Below are 16,764 nucleotides of genomic sequence, written 5' to 3'. Positions count from 1 at the left end.
GCGCCGGGCGGTGCGGGGGGCCGGCTGCCATGATGGGGGACATTTCATTCCTGTCACCCCCATGGAGGACATCGTGCGCATCGTGCTCGCCGGCCTCGCCACCAGCCATCCGTACACCGACGCCCGCACCCTGACCAGGCACGCCGAGCTGGTGGTGTGGGAGCCCGACCCCGAGCGGCTGCGCCGGTTCACCGACGAGCACCCGGCGGCGAAGGTGGCGGGCGGCCTCGACGAGGCGCTGGCCACGAAGCCGGACGGCGTCGTGCTGACCGTGCCGAACCCCCAGGTGCCCGGGGCGCTCGCCAAGGTGCTGGAGACGGGCGCGCCGTGCTTCGTCAACAAGCCCGCCGCCGCCAGCCGGGAGCAGCTCGACGCGCTCGACCGGCTGCCCGTGCACGACCGGGTGATGTCGGGGTCGGTGCTGCGTTTCGCGCCCGCCTTCGCCGCCGCGCCGCCCGTCGACCCGGACGAGGTGCTGGCCGTGCGGGCGACCGTGCGGCACGACGTCGGCATGTGGGCGACGGGCTACAACGCCTGGCAGGACACCCCCGGCGAGGGCGGCGGCACCATGGTGACCATGGGCGTCCACGGCGTGGAGCTCCTGGTCGCCCTGCTCGGCCCGGACGTGCGCCTGGCCGGCGCCGCCGGGGCCAGGCGGCACTACGCCACGCTGCGCTCGGAGGACACCGGCGTCATGGCGCTGCGCTGGGGGAGCGGCGTCACGGGGACGGTCGAGATCCTGGGCGTCTCCGAGAGCGAGGCGTACACGGTCACGCTGCACCGGCGCGACCGCACCGACACGATCGTGATCGAGAGCGGGGACGACCCCGTCGCGAACCTCGGCTACGAGGGCACGATCGAGGCGTTCCTCGCCATGGTGGGCGGCGCGCCGAGCCCGATCCCGTGGGAGCAGACCCGGGCGATCCTGGAGGTGCTGGTGTCGGCCCGCGAGCAAGCCTGAGCGACGCGCACCCGTTGACAGCGGATCTCCGTCCCGGTTACGGTCTGGACCGTAAATAACGGGACGGAGGAGGCGCGCGTGCGCACGACGGCGGAACTGGAGGAGCGGCTGGCCCGGCCCAGCGCCGGGCTCGTCGAGGACCTGGGCGGGCTCGACGGCGACATCATGATCCTCGGCGCGGGCGGCAAGCTCGGCCCGAGCCTGGTACGGCTCGCGCTCAACGCCCTGTCCGCGGGCGGCGGCGACAGGCGCGTCATCGCCGTCTCCCGCTTCTCCGAGCCGGGCCTCGCCGACGCCCTGCGGGAGGCGGGCGCCACCGTGGCGCCCGCCGACGTGGCCGACGAGCGGGCCCTGCGCGACCTGCCCGACGCCGCGAACGTCGTGTTCCTCGTCGGCGCCAAGTTCGGCACGCAGGGACGCGAGCACGCCACCTGGTTCACCAACGCCTACCTGCCAGGACGGGTGGCCGACAGGTTCAGGGGAGCCAGGATCGCCGCCCTGTCCACCGGCAACGTCTACCCGCTCGTCCCCGTGACGAGCGGCGGCAGCACCGAGGACACGCCCACCGGCCCCGTGGGCGACTACGCCATGAGCTGCCTCGGCAGGGAGCGCGTGCTGACGCACTTCAGCGAGACGCACGGCACGCCCATGGCGCTGATCCGGCTCAACTACGCCGTCGAGCTGCGGTACGGCGTCCTGGTGGACCTGGCGCAGAAGGTGCTCGCCGGCGAGCCCGTCGACCTCACCACCGGCCAGGTCAACGTGGTCTGGCAGGGCTACGCCAACGAGGTCACCCTGCGCTCGCTGCGCCTCGCCGGCACCCCGCCGTACGTGCTCAACGTGACGGGCCCCGAACTGATCTCCGTACGGCAGGCGGCCGAGGCGCTCGGCGCGGCGCTCGGCAAGGAGCCGGTGTTCACCGGCGAGGAGGCGCCGACCGCGCTGCTGTCCAACGCCTCCCGCTGCCACCGGCTGTTCGGCTACCCCGAGCTGACCCCCGCCGAGCTGATCGAGCACACCGCCCGCTGGGTCGCGGGAGGAGGCCCGCTGCTCGGCAAGCCCACCAAGTTCGAGCGCCGCGACGGGCGCTTCTGACCCGCGGGCGCACCTCACACCCACCACGAAGGGGGACTCACGTGCTCGGTACGGCTCCGGAGGCGCAGACATCGGTACGGGACCTGTTCAGGCGCGGCCTGGTGATCCCGGCGCACCCGCTGGCCCTCACGAAGGACAGGACGCTCGACGAGCGCCGCCAGCGGGCGCTGACCCGCTACTACGTCGAGGCGGGCGCGGGCGGCCTGGCGGTCGGCGTCCACACCACCCAGTTCGCGCTGCACGGCACCGACCTGCTGGCGCCGGTGCTCGAGCTCGCGGCGCGCACGGCCGGCGAGTACGACCGGGAGGTCGTGCTCGTGGCCGGGGCCACCGGCCCCACCGCCCAGGCCGTGGCCGAGGCCGAGCTCGCCAGGTCGCTCGGCTACCACATGGTGCTGCTCGGCCCGTACCGGGAGCTCGACGAGGACGCCCTCGTCGAGCGGGCCCGCGCGGTCGGCGAGGTGCTGCCCGTCGTCGGCTTCTACCTGCAGCCCGCCGTCGGCGGCCGGCCGCTGTCGCGGGACTTCTGGACCCGGCTGGCCTCCGTCGAGTCGGTGGTGGGCGTCAAGGTGGCGCCGTTCGACCGGTACCGCACGCTCGACGTGCTGCACGGCGTCGTACGGGCCGGCCGGGCCGGCGAGGTGGCCCTCTACACCGGCAACGACGACCACATCCTGGCCGACCTCGTCACCACCCACCGGGTTGTCGTGGACGGCCGCGAGGTCGAGACGCAGTTCGTCGGCGGGCTGCTCGGCCAGTGGGCCGTCTGGGTGCGCCGGGCGGTGGAACTGCTGGAGGAGGCGGCGCTCGCCCGCGCGGGCGACGACGCCGCCGTACGCCGCCTGCTCACCCTGGACGGCCACCTGACCGACGCGAACGCCGCCATCTTCGACTCGGCGAACGGCTTCCACGGCTGCATCCCCGGCATCCACGAGGTGCTGCGCCGCCAGGGGCTGCTGGAGGGACGCTGGTGCCTGGACCCGTCCGAGGAGCTGTCGCCGGGGCAGCTCGCCGAGATCGACCGCGTGTGGGCCGCCTACCCGTGGCTGCGCGACGACGAGTTCGTCTCGGACGGCCTGGCCCGCTGGCTGTCGTGACCCGCCGGAGGCGTCAGAGGGTCAGGCGGTAGAGGGTCAGCGGACGGCCGCTGCTGCCGCTCGTGAGGTTGCCGGTGCGCTCGGCCAGCCCGGCGAGCTCCAGGCGGTGCAGCATCCGGCGGGCGGTGCGCTGCTGCACCGCCAGCCGGTCGGCGATCTCGCGGGTGGTGAGCGGCTCGTCGCCGGCCGCGGCCTGCGCCTCGATCAGCTTCTCCAGCGTCGGCACCGACAGGCCGACGCGGCGGGCGATCAGCGGGAGGTTCTGGGCGTCAGCAGGCGGCACCGGCACCGACTCCAGCACGATGTCCGTGTCGGCGCGCAGCGACAGCACCGCGGCGACGTCGCCGATGCGGCGCGCCCTGCCCAGCGCGCGGCGGGCCAGGCTCTCCGCCTCGGCGGCGCTGCGGCCCAGGCCGAAGCCCACCCTGACCACCTCGTTCTGCGCGGCCAGCCTCGACAGCATCGGCAGCGCGGCGAACCCGCCCGTGGCGTCGTGCAGCGGCCCCCGCGTCGTGACCAGCAGGTGCGTGCCTCCGCGGAAGGCCGCCAGGGTGCCGCCCAGCGCGGTGGCCTCCCGCAGCAGGCCCTCCTCGTTCTCGACCTCCACCAGGCCGAGCGCGATCTGCGCGTCCTCCTGGGCCTGCCCCTCGGCGGTCAGCAGGAGCTGGCGCAGCGCCACCCGCACCGAACGCACCGACGGCGCGAGGCGCAGGACGTGCATCTCGCCGCGCAGCGCCTCGTGCACCGAGCTGAGGCAGGTGATCACGGGGTGCTCGGGCCCGCGCCGGTGGAAGGCCACCGCCTTCTTCGAGGTCATCTCCGGCCGGTACGGGAGGGTGCGCACCTCCGAGGTGGGCAGCCCGGCCTCGGCGAAGGTGGCGGTGACGTCGGCGGCCGAGAGGGTGTCGATGGACAGCCTGGTGATGTCCTGGCCCTCGTACTGCAGGCGCGCGAGCGCGCTGAGCAGGGTGGCGCCCGAGTAGTCGACGAACGCGGCCGGCCGGGTCAGCGCCTCGGCCGCGCGGGACAGCATGTAGGGGACGATGCCGGTGAACAGCCACCCCTCGACGGCGTTCGCGTGCGCCTCGACGATGGCGGGCGCCTGCGACTCGTGGTCGTAGTCGAGCCGCAGCGCGCTGACGCCCGGCTGCTCCTCGCACGCGGCCGCGACGTCGTCGACCAGATCATGCGGGCCGACGACCCCGATGACGATTCCCACCCTCGCCTCCCTCGTTTTTCGGTCAAGACCGCAACTATAACGTGTGAACTACTCCCCGTAGTTCCCGACAGGGTTCAGGGGCGCTCCGTACGCGCCGGGGACTTCCCCCGACGGGCGCGGCCGCTCGCCCCGGGGACGATGGGGACGACGGCGCTTGTCGGGCGACGGTGCTTCCCAGGCGACGGCGCCTCCCACGGTCGGCGCGGCCGTCCGCGCCGGGGACCATGGAGGCGCCGGGGCTACCCCCGGTCGGCGCGGTCGCCCGCGCCGGGGGCGATGGGGGCGACAGCGCTTCCCGGTCGGTGCGCTCGTCTGGACCGTGCCCCGTCACCGGGGCTCCGTCCGGGCGTCGGACCTCGGCTCTCATCTTGGCGCAGAACCCCGCCCCAGTCCTCCAGGACCGGGCCTCCCCACCCGTGCAACCCGGGACCCGGGACGTGGAACGCGGGGCCCGAGTCGGGCCGGCCTGCCCGTGGAACCTGGGACGTGGAACGCGGGGCCCGAGTCAGGCTGGCCCACCCGTGGAACCCGGGACCCGGGACGTGGAACGCGGGACCCGAGTCGGGCCGGCCTACCCGTGGAACACGGGACCCGGGACGTGGAGCGCGCGGCCCGGGGTGGCCCGGCCTGCCCGTGGAACCCGGGACCCGCGTCGGCCCGGCCCGGCCCGGCCGTGGGACCGGGGCGGCGGGTGGTCGCGGGGTGGGTGCGCCGGGCGGCCATAAACCGCTTCCGGTCATGACCGATACCTGAAAATCGTTTTTCCCGAACACTTTCGCGACGACCCTTCGCAAATTAGGCTTTCCCGGGTGGATATCTCGGCACGAAACCTCCGCGACCGGCTCCGCGGCCGCCTGATCGCCGCCGCCGCCACCCCCATGACGACGTCCGGTCGCGTGGACCTCGACGTGGTCTCCCGCTACCTCGCCGGCCTGGTGTCCGACGGCGCCGGCGCCCTCGCGGTGCTCGCCCACACCGGACGCGGCCCGTTCCTGCCCCCGCAGGTGCGGGCCGACGTGATCCGCATCGCCGTGGCGCTCGGCGTGCCCGTGCTCGTCGGCGTGGGCGGCGACGCGGGCAAGGGCCCCGAACAGGGCGCCGGGCAGGCCAGGGCGGCGGCCGAACTGGGCGCGGACGGCGTGCTGGTGTTCCCGTCCGCGGGCGACAGGGTGGCGCTGCACGAGGAGATCTGGCGCGCGTCCGGCCTGCCGATGATCGCCTTCGACCTCTACACGCGACCGTGCCCGCCCGAGACGCTGCGGCGCCTGCTGGAACACCCCGGCGTCGCCGGGCTCAAGACCGCCCTGCTCTCGGACGCGATGGGCTGCCAGCGGGCCATCCAGCTCGCCCGCGCCGCCGGACGGCTCGCCATCACCGGCGAGGACCGCATGTTCGGCCCCTCCCTGCTGTGGGGCGCCGAGGCGGCCCTCGTCGGCATCGCCGCGGCCACGGTCCAGGTGACGGCGGCGGTGATGGAGGCGTACAGGGGCGACGGGCTGCGGTCCTTCGCCGACGCGTCCGCCCGCCTTGACCGTCTCGCCCAGGCCACCTTCACCGAGCCGATGGAGGGGTACGTGCAGCGCATGCTGTGGCTGGCCGCCGCGGAGGGACGCATCCCCGCGACGCACGCCTGCGACCTGTACGGCCCTCCCCTCCTGGAGGAGGAGCGCAAAGCTCTGTCGGAACTTTCCGCCACCTAACGCAGGCCGCCCCAGCCCTCCCGGCACCCCTTAGTCACGCCAGCCCTTCCGGCCACCTAGGCCATAGCGGCCATCCGCGCGCCTGCTACGTGAGCCCTACCTGTCACCCGAGCTGTTGCGGCCACGCGAGCCTTTCCTGTCGTCGGCTCGCCCGCCCCGGGCCGTGCGCCTTCCCTTGACCCTCCATCCCCGCCGGGCTAGATTTCGGTCTGTACCGGAATTTGCGTAAGGGGTAACCGGGTCATCTCGATGCCCAGGCGCGCCGGGGCCGCGCTCGCCCGCTCCGCCGCCGCCGAAGCCACGGATCCTCCGCCTCGATCCCGACGAACCCCGGCCACCGCAGGCCGCCGCCCCTCGACCGCGAAGAAGGGACCCCGACATGACCCTCGCCATCCACGGCGGCGCCCCCGTCCGCACCGCGCCCTGGCCCGCCTGGCCGCCGCCGCTCGACGACGCCCAGCGCGCCCTGGTCACCGAGGTGCTGGACAGCGGGCTGTGGGGGGCGACGCAGGGCGGGTCCGTCGTCGCCCGCCTGACCGAGGCGTTCGCGCGGGAGGCCGGCGTCGCGTACGGGGTGGCGGTCGGGAACGCCACCCTCGGACTGTTCGCCGCGCTGCGCGGCCTCGGCATCGGCAGGGGCGACGAGGTCATCGTGCCCGCGTACACGTTCGTGGCGTCGGCCACGGCCGTCCTGCTGGCCGGGGCCACCCCCGTCGTCGTGGACGTCGATCCGGCGGACCTCCACCTGTCACCCGCCGCCGTGCGGGCGTCCCTCACCGCCGCCACCGCCGCCGTCCTGCCCGTGCACCTGGCCGGCAGTCCCGCCGCCATGGACGAGATCGGCGACCTGGCCTCCCGGCACGGCCTGGCCGTCGTCGAGGACGCCGCTCAGGCGCACGGCGCCCGCTACCGGGAGCGGCCGGTGGGCGGGCTCGGCGACGCGGGGGTCTTCAGCTTCCAGTCGAGCAAGGCGATGACGGCGGGGGAGGGCGGCCTGGTCGTCTGCCGGGACGAGGCGGTGCACGGACGCGTCTGGTCGGTCTGCAACGTCGGCAGGCGGCAGGGCGGCCAGTGGTACGGCCACCCGGACGTCGGCTGGAACCTCCGTCTCACCGAGATCCAGGCCGCCATCCTGCTGCCCTGGCTGGACCGGCTGGACGCCGAGATCGACCAGAGGAACGCCTTCTGCGCCGCCGCGCGGCGTGAACTCGCCGGGCTGCCGGTGAGCGTCGTGCCCGCGCCGCCGGGCACCACGCGCGACTCGCGGCACCTGCTCATGCTGCGCCTGGAGACGGACGTGGACCGCGACTTCCTCCTGCGCGCCATGGCGGCGGAGGGCGTGCCGCTGGACGCCGGCTACCCGCCGCTGGGCGGGATGGACGCGCTGCTGAAGGAGGGCACCCGTGCCGAGCCGTGTCCGGCGGCCGAGGAGGCGGCCCGGAGCGTGGTGTGGGTCCGTCAGCAGCTCCTCATGGCCGGCCCACCGGCCGCCCCCCACCTCGCCGAAGCCCTCGCCAAGGTGCTGGAACACCGGGAATCGTCGAACGCCTCCTAGGAGGTGCCGGAGCATCAGAGTCCTCGAACGCCTCCTAGAGGTGCTGGGGCGTCGGGAGTCCTGGAACGGCTCTCAGCGGTCCCGCCGTACCTGGCCCCGCAGGGAGCGGGGCGGCCGTGGCAGGATGCGGGCATGGGACCGGCTCGGATCACGGCCGTACGGCACGGGGAGAGCGAGGCGAACGTCGCCTACGCCCGCGCCGGTGACGCGCCGCTGGTCTACGGGTTCGGCGACGACGAGGTCGGGCTGACCCCGCGCGGCAGGTCGCAGGCCGAGGCGCTCGGCCGCAGACTCGCCGCCCTCCCGGAGGGTGAGAGCCCCGAGCTGGTGTGGTCGTCGCCGTACCTGCGGGCGGTGCAGACGTGGGAGGTCGCCGGCGCGGCCTGGCGAGGCGAGCCGCCGCCCGTCACCGTCGACGCGCGCCTCAGGGACGTCGAGAACGGGCTCCTGGCCCGGCTGAACCCGGCCGCCGTCAGGGAGCGCTTCCCGGAGGAGGCGGCGCGGCTGCTGGCCGAGGGCCCGTACGTCTACCGGCCGCCGGGCGGCGAGTCGTTCGCCGACGTCGTGGCGCGCCTGCGGGCGTTCCTCGCGGAGCTGGCCGTGCGGGCCGACGGCAGGAGGGTGCTGCTCGTGGCGCACGACTCGGTGATCCTCGGTCTGCGTCTCGCCATCGCGGGAACGCCCGACGGCGAGGCGGCGGCGGCCGGCGCGTACGCCCCGGTGCTCAACGCCTCGGTCTCCACCTGGCACGCCGCCCGTGGCCGGCTGGAGCTCGTCGCGTTCAACGACACCTCCCACCTGGACGGCTGAGGAGGCGGCACGGGCCCGGTGCGGGCCCGACCGGGTGAGGCGAAGGCGGGTTCAGAAGACGGGTTCAGGAGGCGCGTTCAGGAGGCGGGTTCAGTGGCAGGGGACGCCCGTGCTCACGACGAGGTCGGCTCTCGCGCGGGTGCCGTCGGCGGCGAACCACTCGCGTTCCGCCGCGAACCACTCGTGCCAGCGCGGCGCCAGTTCGGGTCCGTCGCGGTCGAGCACGCGCCGTAGCCGTACGTCGTCGGGGGCCTCGATCCAGACGGTGAACGCCAGCAGGCGGGCGACCGACCGGCGGGCGGTGCCCACGCCCTCGACGATCAGCACCGGCGCGGGCGGCACGGTGACGCGCTCGGCGTACGCGCCCCGCTGCCAGTCGTAGCGCCGGAACCCGCCGGGCAGCCCGCGCCGCAGCGGGCGGATCACCTGCTCCTCCAGCAGAGGGAACCAGCCGCCCGGCCCTTCCTCCCACGGCACGGGGAAGTCGTCGCTGTGGACGACCTGGCATCCCAGCTCGGACCCGAGCGTGCCGGCGAACGTCGTCTTGCCGGAGCCCGCGGGCCCGTCGACCGCGACGAGGCGGACCGGGCCGCACGAGGGCGGCAACGCGCGCAGGCGGGGGGCCAGGGAATCCACGGACCCCAGGGTAGAGGCCCCGGGGAGGGGAGAGGAGGGCGCCGCGTGCCGGAGCCCGCCGATCACGGCGGCTGGGCGCTGCGGGCTGGACGGGGAGGGCTGAGCGGCGCGGGCTGGACGGGGAGGGCTGGGCGGCGCGGGCTGGACGGCGCAAGCTCGGCGGCGCGGGCTGACGGGGAGGGCTCGGCGGGGCTGGGCGGCGCAAGCTCGGCGGCGCGGGCTGGCGGGGAGGGCTGGGGCGTGGGATTGGCAGGGGGGCCGATCGTGCGGTTGGCGGGGAAATCGCAGGGTTCTGGAACGTGAAGATCGGATCTCGGATGACAAGCTGAGAGAATGTCCTTTCACCCAGGACGCGGGCGGGAGGCTGATCATGCTCGGATCACCTACGGCGCAGGCAGGGAGCTGATCGTGCTCGGATCACCTATGGCGCGGGCGGGAGGCTGATCGTGCTCGGATCACCTATGACGCGGGCGGGAGGCTGATCGTGCTCGGACCGCTCGGTGGCATCGTCGTGCTAGACCTGTCCAGGGCGTTGGCGGGGCCGCACGCCGCGCAGATGCTGGGCGACCTCGGCGCTCTCGTGATCAAGGTGGAGCACCCGGACGGGGGCGACGAGTCGCGCGGCTGGGGCCCGCCGTTCGTCGGCCCAGATCACGACATATCGACGTATTTCCTGGCAGCCAACCGCAACAAGCAGTCCATCACGGTGGACATGAAGACGCCCGAGGGCAAGGAGCTCATCGAGCGCCTGGTCCGCCAGAGCGACGTGCTCGTCGAGAACTTCCGCAGCGGCGTCCTCGACAGGCTCGGCTTCCCCGTCGAGCGCCTGCACGAGCTCAACCCGCGCCTGGTCGTCCTGTCGATCACCGGGTTCGGCCACGACGGCCCCGAGGGCGGACGTCCAGGCTACGACCAGATCGCCCAGGGCGAGGCCGGGCTGATGTCGCTGACGGGCCCCTCGCCCGACGAGCCGTACCGGGTGGGGGCGTCCGTCGCCGACCTGCTCGCGGGCATCCACGGCGCGTACGGCGTCGCCGCCGCCCTGTACGAGCGCGAGCACACCGGCAGGGGCCGGGTGGTGCGCACGTCGCTGCTGGCGGCCGTGACGGGCGTCCACTCCTACCACGGCACCGCCTGGACGGTCGGCGGCACGGTCCCGCACGCGAGCGGCAACCATCACGCCTCGATCACCCCGTACGGCGCGTTCCGCTGCGCCGACGGCATGCTCCAGATCGCCGCCGCCAACGACGGCCAGTGGCGCAAGGTCGCGGCGCTCCTCGGCATCGACCCTGACAGACCGGAGTACGCCACCAACCGCGAGAGGCGCGCGCACCGCGACCGGCTGGTTGCCGAGATGGAGTCGGCGCTCGCCGCGCACGACCGGGGGCACTGGCTGGCCAGGCTGGGCGAGGCGGGCGTGCCCGCCGGCGCGATCAGGACGCTCGACGAGGTGTACTCCTGGCCGCAGACCCGCTCGCAGGGTCTCGTCGTCGAGGTCGAGCACCCGGTGCTGGGCCGCATCGAGCTGCCCGGCCCGCCCCTGCGCTTCGACGACCCAGGCGGCCCGAGCGGCCGGGAAGAAGGCATGCAGGAGAAGCCCGTGCACACCGCTCCGCCCGCGCTCGGCCAGGACACCGAGTCGGTGCTCGCCTGGCTGGAGGAACGCGAACGGTGAACCGCCAGGGCCCCACGGAGATCGTGACCGACATGATCGGCATTGCGTGGCACCGTACGGCGTCGTCGTGCGTCAACATTGCATCGCCGATCGACAGTAGGGAGCCAGAGTGAGCCGTCCGGACGCGCGCACGCTGATCGACGCGGTCCTCGACCCGGGGTCGTGGACGTCGTGGGACGTGCCGCCCGCCGATCCGGCCGAGCCGGGCTCCTCGTACGCCGAGGAGCTGGCCGCGGCCCGGGCGAAGTCCGGCTACGACGAGGCGGTCCTGACGGGCGAGGGGCTGCTCGGCGGGCGCAGGGTGGCGGTCGTGGTCAGCGAGTTCTCGTTCATGGCCGGGTCGATCGGCGTGGCGGCGGCCGAGCGGATCGTCACGGCCGTCGAGCGCGCCACCCGCGAGCGGCTGCCGCTGCTGGCCGCGCCGGCCTCCGGCGGCACCAGGATGCAGGAGGGGGCGCTGGCGTTCGTCCAGATGATCAAGATCACGGCGGCGGTGGAGGCGCACCGCGCGGCGGGCCTGCCCTACCTCGTCCACCTGCGCCACCCCACCACCGGCGGCGTGTACGCCTCGTGGGGGTCGCTCGGGCACCTCACCTCGGCCGAGCGGGGGGCGATGATCGGCTTCCTCGGGCCGCGCGTGTTCGAGTCGCTGCACGGCTACCCGTTTCCCGAGGGCGTCCAGGTGGCGGAGAACCTGCACCGGCACGCGCTGCTCGACGCGGTCGTGCCGCCGGGCGGCGAGCGCGACGCCGCGATCCGCGCGCTCGACGTGCTGTGCGCCGACCGCTCGCTCGTCCGCGCCCGGCAGCCGGGGGAGGAGGGGGCGCCCGAGGAGGACCTGCGGCCGGTGGAGGCGTGGGAGGCGATCACCCGCTCGCGCCGCGACGACCGTCCCGGCGTGCGCACGCTGCTCAAGCTCGCCGCTTCCGACGTCAGCCCGCTCGCCGGCACCGGCACCGGCGCGAACGAGCCGGGCCTGCTGCTGGCCCTGGCCAGGTTCGGCACGGCGCCCGCCGTGGTGCTCGGCCAGGACCGCCGCACGCAGCGGCACACCGCGCCGCTCGGGCCCGCCGGGCTGCGGGTGGCCAGGCGCGGCATGCGGCTGGCGGCCGAGCTGAACCTGCCCCTCGTCACCGTGGTCGACACGGCGGGCGCCGACCTGTCCAAGTCGGCCGAGGAGGGCGGGCTGGCCGGGGAGATCGCCCGCTGCCTGGCCGAGCTCGTCACGCTCGACGCGCCCACGGTCTGCGTGCTGCTCGGCGAGGGCGCGGGCGGGGCGGCGCTGGCCCTGCTGCCCGCCGACCGGGTGCTGTGCGCGCAGCACGCGTGGCTGTCGCCGCTGCCGCCGGAGGGCGCGTCGGCCATCCTGTACCGCTCGGTGGACTTCGCTCCCGAGATCGCGAGGGCGCAGGGCATCAGGGCCACCGACCTGCGCCGCGACGGCATCGTCGACCGGGTGATCCCGGAGCGGCCGGACGCCGCGTACGAGCCGCGCCGGTTCTGTGAGCGGGTCGGGCGGGCGCTGGAGCACGAGATCGCGGGGCTGCTCGCGATGAGCCCGCAGGACCGCCTGGCCGCCCGCGCGGCCCGCTACCGCCGCCTCGGCCTCCAGGGCTAGGGCACGGGGATCCGTTCGACGCGCAGGGAGAAGACCTCCTCGCGGGGCACGACCACCTCGTACGCGCCGTGGTCGACCATCCAGTAGCCCAGCGCCTCCGCCTTCATCCCGCTGTGCCCGGTGTAGGCGATGTGCAGGCCGTCGTCGTCCTCGTCGAGGACGATGCAGGGCTCGCCGCCGAACGCGCCGACGGTGCGGACGAGCACCAGCCACTCCACGTCGGCCCTGCGCACCCGGCGCCGCCAGTAGCCGGATGCCGCCTCGAACCCCTCCAGCTCGGTCTCGCTGAACAGCACCACGTCGTCGCTGCCGGGACCGAGCGCGGCGGGCAGCGTGCGGTCGCCGAAGCGGGCGACGAAGCCGGAGGCGACGGGCGTGATCGCGTCGCTCATGCGGCGGGCCGCCAGGTCAGGCCGTCGTACTCGGCGAAGCGCCGCTCGCCCTCCGGGGTGACGTGGACGATCTCCGCGCCGGCCGGGATCGGCATCGGCACGGTGTGGAACTGGGGGACGACGTTCTCGGGCGAGGTGGTGAACCCGTTGCCGGCGAACGGCGGCGCGTCGCTCCAGTCGCCGCCCATGTGCGGCCCGTACGGCACGGCGTAGGTGTCGACGTCGCGGGCGTACCAGCGCAGCACGTACAGCTCGGGCACGTCGGCCGTCAGCTCGGAGCCCTCGAACGACAGGTCGAGGCCGCGGTGGAGGGCCCGGGGCGTGGTCAGCCGCGCGCAGTCCTGCACGCGGTAGACGTAGCCGGAGATGACCGTGCGCTTGCCCGACAGGTACGGCACGAGCAGACGCGGCGGGATGACCTTCTGCATCTGCGTTCCGCTCACACCACTACTTTACGATCGGTTGACCCTTCAGCACCCGGTGTTCGAGGCAGGGCAGCGCGGCACGGGCGGCGGCGGTGACCTCGGGATCGATCCGGACGAGCTGGACGCCGGGTGCGGTGCCGAGGTCGACGCGGACCACGCCGAGCGGGTCGACCAGCATGCTGCGTCCGACGCCGAAGCCGTCGGACGACTCGGCCGGGTTGGGCGCCTGCCCGACGGCGGCCGTCCACATGGTGTTCTCCAGCGCCCGCGCGCGTACCAGGGTGACCCAGTGGTCCTCCTTGAGCGGCCCCGAGCCCCACGCGGCGATCACGGCGAACAGGTCGGCCCCCTCGTCGACCAGCGCCCTGGCCAGCTCGGGGAAGCGGACGTCGTAGCAGGTGATCAGGCCGATCCGCAGCCCGGCGAGCTCCACCACGGTGGGGCGGGACCCGGGCGCGACCAGCTCCGACTCCTTCGCGCCGAACGAGTCGAACAGGTGGATCTTCCGGTACGCCGCCCTGATCGAGCCCTCGGCGTCGATGGCGACGGCCGTGTTGTGGACGCGGCCCCCGCCGTCGCCCGGCTCGAACACCCCGGCGATCACGGCCACGCCGTGCTCGCGGGCGGCGTGCGACAGGCCGGTGACGAACGGGCCGTCGAGGGGCTCGGCCAGGCCGGCGACGCGCCCGCCGAAGCGGGTGAGCGTGGCCTCGGGGAAGATGGCCAGGTCGGCGCCTTCGGCCCGGGCCAGCGCCTCCCTGACCCTCTTCAGGTTCGCGGACGGCTCAGGAGACACCGGGATCTGGCAGAGGGCGATGGTGGTCACGGCCCGACTCTAACCGGTTGGGCACCCGTCGAAACCAGGTGAGGCACCGCCAGACCCATTCCAGCGGGCCGTACCGGAACCTGGCCAGCCACCAGCCGCTGAACAGCACCTGGGCGACCACGGTCGCGAGCGCCAGCGCCACCACCGACCAGCGGGTGGGGTCGGCCCTGAGCAGTGGGGCCGCCAGGACGATGACGGCGGTGCCGGTGACGTAGTTCGTGAGCGCCATCCGGCCGAGTGGTTCCAGCAGGGCCGACAGCCACGGCCGCAGCACCAGCAGCAGCCCCGTGGCGTACGCGGCGGCACCGGCGAGCGCGGCCACGCTGTAGACGCTCCACTCGCCGGTCCGCGTCCAGGCGGCGGTGAGCAGGGCGGTGGCGAGGGCGCTGACGGCGAACGCGGGCGCGAGCAGCCGCCTGGGCGGGCTCAGCCGCATGAGCGCCATGCCGAGCAGGAACAGCCCCGGGATCAGCAGCGGCCCGCCGCCGACGGTCAGGCCCCACACGGTGACGGCGACCCCGAGCACCAGCACCGGCACCCCGCCCGCGAGGAACGAGGCGGGCAGCAGCGCGAGCACGCCGTACCAGGCGTAGTCGGTCAGCACCTCGCCGGAGTAGAAGGCGTGCTGGGCCAGGCCGAAGCAGAGCAGCCAGAGCAGCCTGACCAGCAGCCGCCACCGGCTCGCGCCGCGCAGGAACAGCACGAAGCTGACGCCGAACAGCAGCGAGAAGATCGGGTAGAAGCGGCTCTGCAAGAGCGTCTCGATCGCCCAGTCGACGCCGGTGCCCGGCTCGTGCGGCGTGTGCTGCCAGGTGTTGACCAGCATGATCCCGCCCACCGCGAAGCCGCGCAGGGCGTCGAGCTCACGGATGCGCGTCACGGGAACCAGCCTCACGAACCAGCGTCACGAACCGGCAACACAGGAACAGGAGCCCACAACTCCGGCACGGACGACACAGGAGCCGGTGTCACAGGAGCCCGCGTCACAGGAACCGGCGTCACGGGAACCCGCGTCACAGGAACCAGAGGAACCACCACGCGAGGAACCCCGCGCCGACGGCCGCCGCCACCGCCGCGGGCCAGGTGCGCCGCCGCAGCAGCGCGGCCACGCCGAGCGCCGCGGAACCGGCGGCGAGCCAGCTCTGCCAGCCCACCGCCGCGGGCACGCCGACGGCGAGGGCGGTCTCGTTCGCGCTCAGCAGCCCGTACACCGACCGGCCGACGAGGACGGCGAAGGCGGTGCCGGTCAGCCCCGCGAACGCGGTCAGCGCCCGGCCGCGCAGCGCCCCGGCGACGAGTTGCGCGAGCGCCGTCAGCGCGAACAGCGCGAACGGCGCGGCCAGCCACGGGGAGCGGGAGATCAGGTACGGCGCGCCCGTCACCCGCAGGTCGCGGGGGCCGAGGCGGGGGTGCGCGCCACCGGCGCACGGCGCGGCGGCAGCGGCGGCGGGGTCCGCGACGAAGGCGGCGATGTGCTCCCTGGCGCAGGCGTCGGCGAGGAACACCGCGTGGCTCGCGCCGGGCACCTCCTCGAAGCGGGCGCCCGGCAGCGACGCGGCGGCGGGCCTGCTGGTCCTCGGCGGCGTCGTCGGGTCGAACTCGCCGCCGACGACGTACACGGGGGCCGCCGGGCGGGCCTTCACCGGCGTGGACGCCGGGAGCCTCCACGCGTCGCACACGGCCTTGTCGGCGTTGACGGTGAAGAGCCGCGACGGGGCGGCGAAGGCGTTGAACGGCACCTCGTCCTGGCACTGCACCGCGTGGTACAGCCCGAACGCGTGCGACACCAGCCCGTCGCCCACCGCGTCGGCCAGCGGCCGCAGCGGCTCGTCGTGCCCGCCGGCCAGGGCCGTCACCAGGGCGGGCGCGACGGCCGCGACGTCGGCCTCGTGCAGGCCCTCCGCCAGCACGGTGGCGACGTCGTCGCCGGTCATCCTGGCGGTGAACGGCCGCCGCAGCAGCGGGTCGGTGGTGGGCACCAGGGCGGGGGAGGCGTTCAGCCTGCGCACCGCCGCCTCGAACGGGTCGCGGACGCCGAGCCTCGACACCACGTCGGTGAGGTTCCCGTCGGCGTCGTCGTACCAGGCCACGCCCTCGGGCAGGTACGAGTCGAGCACCACCGACCGCGTTCCCTGGGGGTCGGCGGCGGCGGCGTCCACCATCACCCTGGTGGAGTAGCTGACGCCGAACAGGTTCCACGCGCCGTAGCCGAGCGCCCTGCGCAGGTCGGCGACGTCCGCCGCGATCTCCTTCGTGGTGTAGCCGCGCAGGTCCACCCCCTGCTGCTCCAGCCGTCGCCGGCAGCGCTGCGCCGCCTCCGCCACGTCGGCCGGCGGCCGGCGCAGCCGCCCCAGCATCGCCTCGGCCGTCTCGGGGCAGTCGAGCGACGGCTGCGAGTACGAGCTGCCGCGCTGCTCCAGCGTCACCACGTCCCGGTCGGGGAACATCTGGCTCAGGAAGCCGGTGAGCTGGATCGACCGCGAGCCGGGCCCGCCGCTCATGTAGACGACCGGGTCGGGCTTCCTGCCCGGGGCGGTGGAGACGTGGACGGCGTACCCGACCCTGATGGTGCGGCCCGGCGCGTCCCTGCGCTCGGGGACGGCGAGGAAGCCGCAGGTGGTGCGCTCGGGCATGGTGACGGGGCAGGGGCGCGGCTCCACCTCGGCGGGGCCCGCCGCCCTCGCCGGCACGGCGCCGACCGGCGGGAGCGCCATGGCGAGAGCGAGGGTGATCCGTAACAACACGGGACGAGACT

15 protein-coding genes are annotated in these 16,764 nt (G+C 74.6%); 8 read left to right on the top strand and 7 right to left on the bottom strand.

What is annotated here, in order from left to right; all coding sequences use genetic code 11:
- The first annotated feature begins 61 nt into the window (after positions 1-61).
- The 3 genes from BMX74_RS07585 to BMX74_RS07575 all read left to right on the top strand — a co-directional run bounded on the left by BMX74_RS07585 (position 62) and on the right by BMX74_RS07575 (position 3,153).
- A complete protein-coding gene (locus BMX74_RS07585) occupies positions 62-961 on the top strand; it encodes a Gfo/Idh/MocA family protein (RefSeq protein ID WP_055505854.1) in 900 nt (299 codons plus the stop codon).
- 78 nt (positions 962-1,039) lie between these two features.
- Positions 1,040-2,056: an NAD-dependent epimerase/dehydratase family protein gene (locus tag BMX74_RS07580; RefSeq protein ID WP_091099216.1), complete on the top strand. Its 1,017-nt coding sequence runs from the start codon at positions 1,040-1,042 to the stop codon at positions 2,054-2,056.
- Positions 2,057-2,097: 41 nt separating this feature from the next.
- Positions 2,098-3,153 carry a dihydrodipicolinate synthase family protein gene (locus tag BMX74_RS07575; protein WP_091099214.1) on the top strand — a complete coding sequence of 352 codons (1,056 nt, stop codon included), beginning with the start codon at positions 2,098-2,100 and terminating at the stop codon, positions 3,151-3,153.
- Positions 3,154-3,166: 13 nt separating this feature from the next.
- On the opposite strand, the gene BMX74_RS07570 is transcribed toward BMX74_RS07575, so the two are convergent.
- The gene (locus BMX74_RS07570) at positions 3,167-4,372 is read right to left on the bottom strand and encodes a response regulator (RefSeq protein ID WP_063792219.1); all 1,206 of its coding nucleotides are present in this window, start codon (positions 4,370-4,372) and stop codon (positions 3,167-3,169) included.
- A gap of 809 nt (positions 4,373-5,181) precedes the next feature.
- On the opposite strand from BMX74_RS07570, the gene BMX74_RS07565 reads away from it, so the two are divergent.
- The 3 genes from BMX74_RS07565 (at position 5,182) to BMX74_RS07555 (ending at position 8,437) form a co-directional block, all read left to right on the top strand.
- Positions 5,182-6,072: a dihydrodipicolinate synthase family protein gene (locus tag BMX74_RS07565; protein WP_218153913.1), complete on the top strand. Its 891-nt coding sequence runs from the start codon at positions 5,182-5,184 to the stop codon at positions 6,070-6,072.
- 379 nt (positions 6,073-6,451) lie between these two features.
- The gene (locus BMX74_RS07560; RefSeq protein ID WP_091099212.1) at positions 6,452-7,627 is read left to right on the top strand and encodes a DegT/DnrJ/EryC1/StrS family aminotransferase; all 1,176 of its coding nucleotides are present in this window, start codon (positions 6,452-6,454) and stop codon (positions 7,625-7,627) included.
- Between the two features lie 132 nt (positions 7,628-7,759).
- Positions 7,760-8,437, top strand: coding sequence for a histidine phosphatase family protein (locus BMX74_RS07555; RefSeq protein WP_091099209.1), 678 nt, complete (start codon positions 7,760-7,762; stop codon positions 8,435-8,437).
- A 90-nt stretch (positions 8,438-8,527) separates the two neighbouring features.
- On the opposite strand, the gene BMX74_RS43890 is transcribed toward BMX74_RS07555, so the two are convergent.
- Entirely contained in the window at positions 8,528-9,073 is a 546-nt protein-coding gene (locus tag BMX74_RS43890) for a uridine kinase family protein (RefSeq protein WP_091099207.1), read from the bottom strand.
- Positions 9,074-9,557: 484 nt separating this feature from the next.
- On the opposite strand from BMX74_RS43890, the gene BMX74_RS07545 reads away from it, so the two are divergent.
- Together BMX74_RS07545 and BMX74_RS07540 are read left to right on the top strand one after the other, a co-directional pair.
- The gene (locus tag BMX74_RS07545; RefSeq protein WP_055505847.1) at positions 9,558-10,748 is read left to right on the top strand and encodes a CaiB/BaiF CoA transferase family protein; all 1,191 of its coding nucleotides are present in this window, start codon (positions 9,558-9,560) and stop codon (positions 10,746-10,748) included.
- Positions 10,749-10,857: 109 nt separating this feature from the next.
- On the top strand, positions 10,858-12,366 hold the full coding sequence (locus tag BMX74_RS07540) for a carboxyl transferase domain-containing protein (protein ID WP_055505846.1): 1,509 nt from the start codon (positions 10,858-10,860) through the stop codon (positions 12,364-12,366).
- On the opposite strand, the gene BMX74_RS07535 is transcribed toward BMX74_RS07540, so the two are convergent.
- From BMX74_RS07535 to BMX74_RS07515, 5 genes are all read right to left on the bottom strand, one after another.
- Positions 12,363-12,758 (bottom strand): hypothetical protein, encoded by a 396-nt coding sequence (locus tag BMX74_RS07535; protein ID WP_055505845.1) that lies wholly within the window; start codon positions 12,756-12,758, stop codon positions 12,363-12,365. The two genes, BMX74_RS07540 and BMX74_RS07535, sit on opposite strands and share 4 nt — an antisense overlap.
- Positions 12,755-13,201, bottom strand: coding sequence for a hypothetical protein (locus tag BMX74_RS07530; RefSeq protein WP_236714938.1), 447 nt, complete (start codon positions 13,199-13,201; stop codon positions 12,755-12,757). Before BMX74_RS07530 ends, BMX74_RS07535 begins: the two co-directional genes overlap by 4 nt.
- A 4-nt stretch (positions 13,202-13,205) precedes the next feature.
- A complete protein-coding gene (locus tag BMX74_RS07525) occupies positions 13,206-14,009 on the bottom strand; it encodes a carbon-nitrogen hydrolase family protein (protein WP_091099205.1) in 804 nt (267 codons plus the stop codon).
- The gene (locus tag BMX74_RS07520; protein WP_055505842.1) at positions 13,969-14,889 is read right to left on the bottom strand and encodes a DUF418 domain-containing protein; all 921 of its coding nucleotides are present in this window, start codon (positions 14,887-14,889) and stop codon (positions 13,969-13,971) included. Before BMX74_RS07520 ends, BMX74_RS07525 begins: the two co-directional genes overlap by 41 nt.
- 133 nt (positions 14,890-15,022) lie before the next feature.
- Positions 15,023-16,753, bottom strand: coding sequence for an alpha/beta fold hydrolase (locus BMX74_RS07515; protein ID WP_143078583.1), 1,731 nt, complete (start codon positions 16,751-16,753; stop codon positions 15,023-15,025).
- Positions 16,754-16,764: the final 11 nt, after the last annotated feature.

This window comes from Nonomuraea pusilla, assembly GCF_900109355.1.
Classification (GTDB): domain Bacteria; phylum Actinomycetota; class Actinomycetes; order Streptosporangiales; family Streptosporangiaceae; genus Nonomuraea; species Nonomuraea pusilla.
The sequence above is the reverse complement of the archived record's forward strand: the minus strand, read 5'-3'. Positions and strand labels throughout refer to the sequence as shown.

Bases quoted from the DNA above. Each gene is read 5' to 3' on its own strand.
- BMX74_RS07585 (WP_055505854.1), top strand. From the start codon at position 62: ATGGAGGACATCGTGCGCATCGTGCTCGCCGGCCTCGCCACCAGCCAT.
- BMX74_RS07535 (WP_055505845.1), bottom strand. From the start codon at position 12,758: ATGAGCGACGCGATCACGCCCGTCGCCTCCGGCTTCGTCGCCCGCTTC.
- BMX74_RS07560 (WP_091099212.1), top strand. From the start codon at position 6,452: ATGACCCTCGCCATCCACGGCGGCGCCCCCGTCCGCACCGCGCCCTGG.
- BMX74_RS07555 (WP_091099209.1), top strand. From the start codon at position 7,760: ATGGGACCGGCTCGGATCACGGCCGTACGGCACGGGGAGAGCGAGGCG.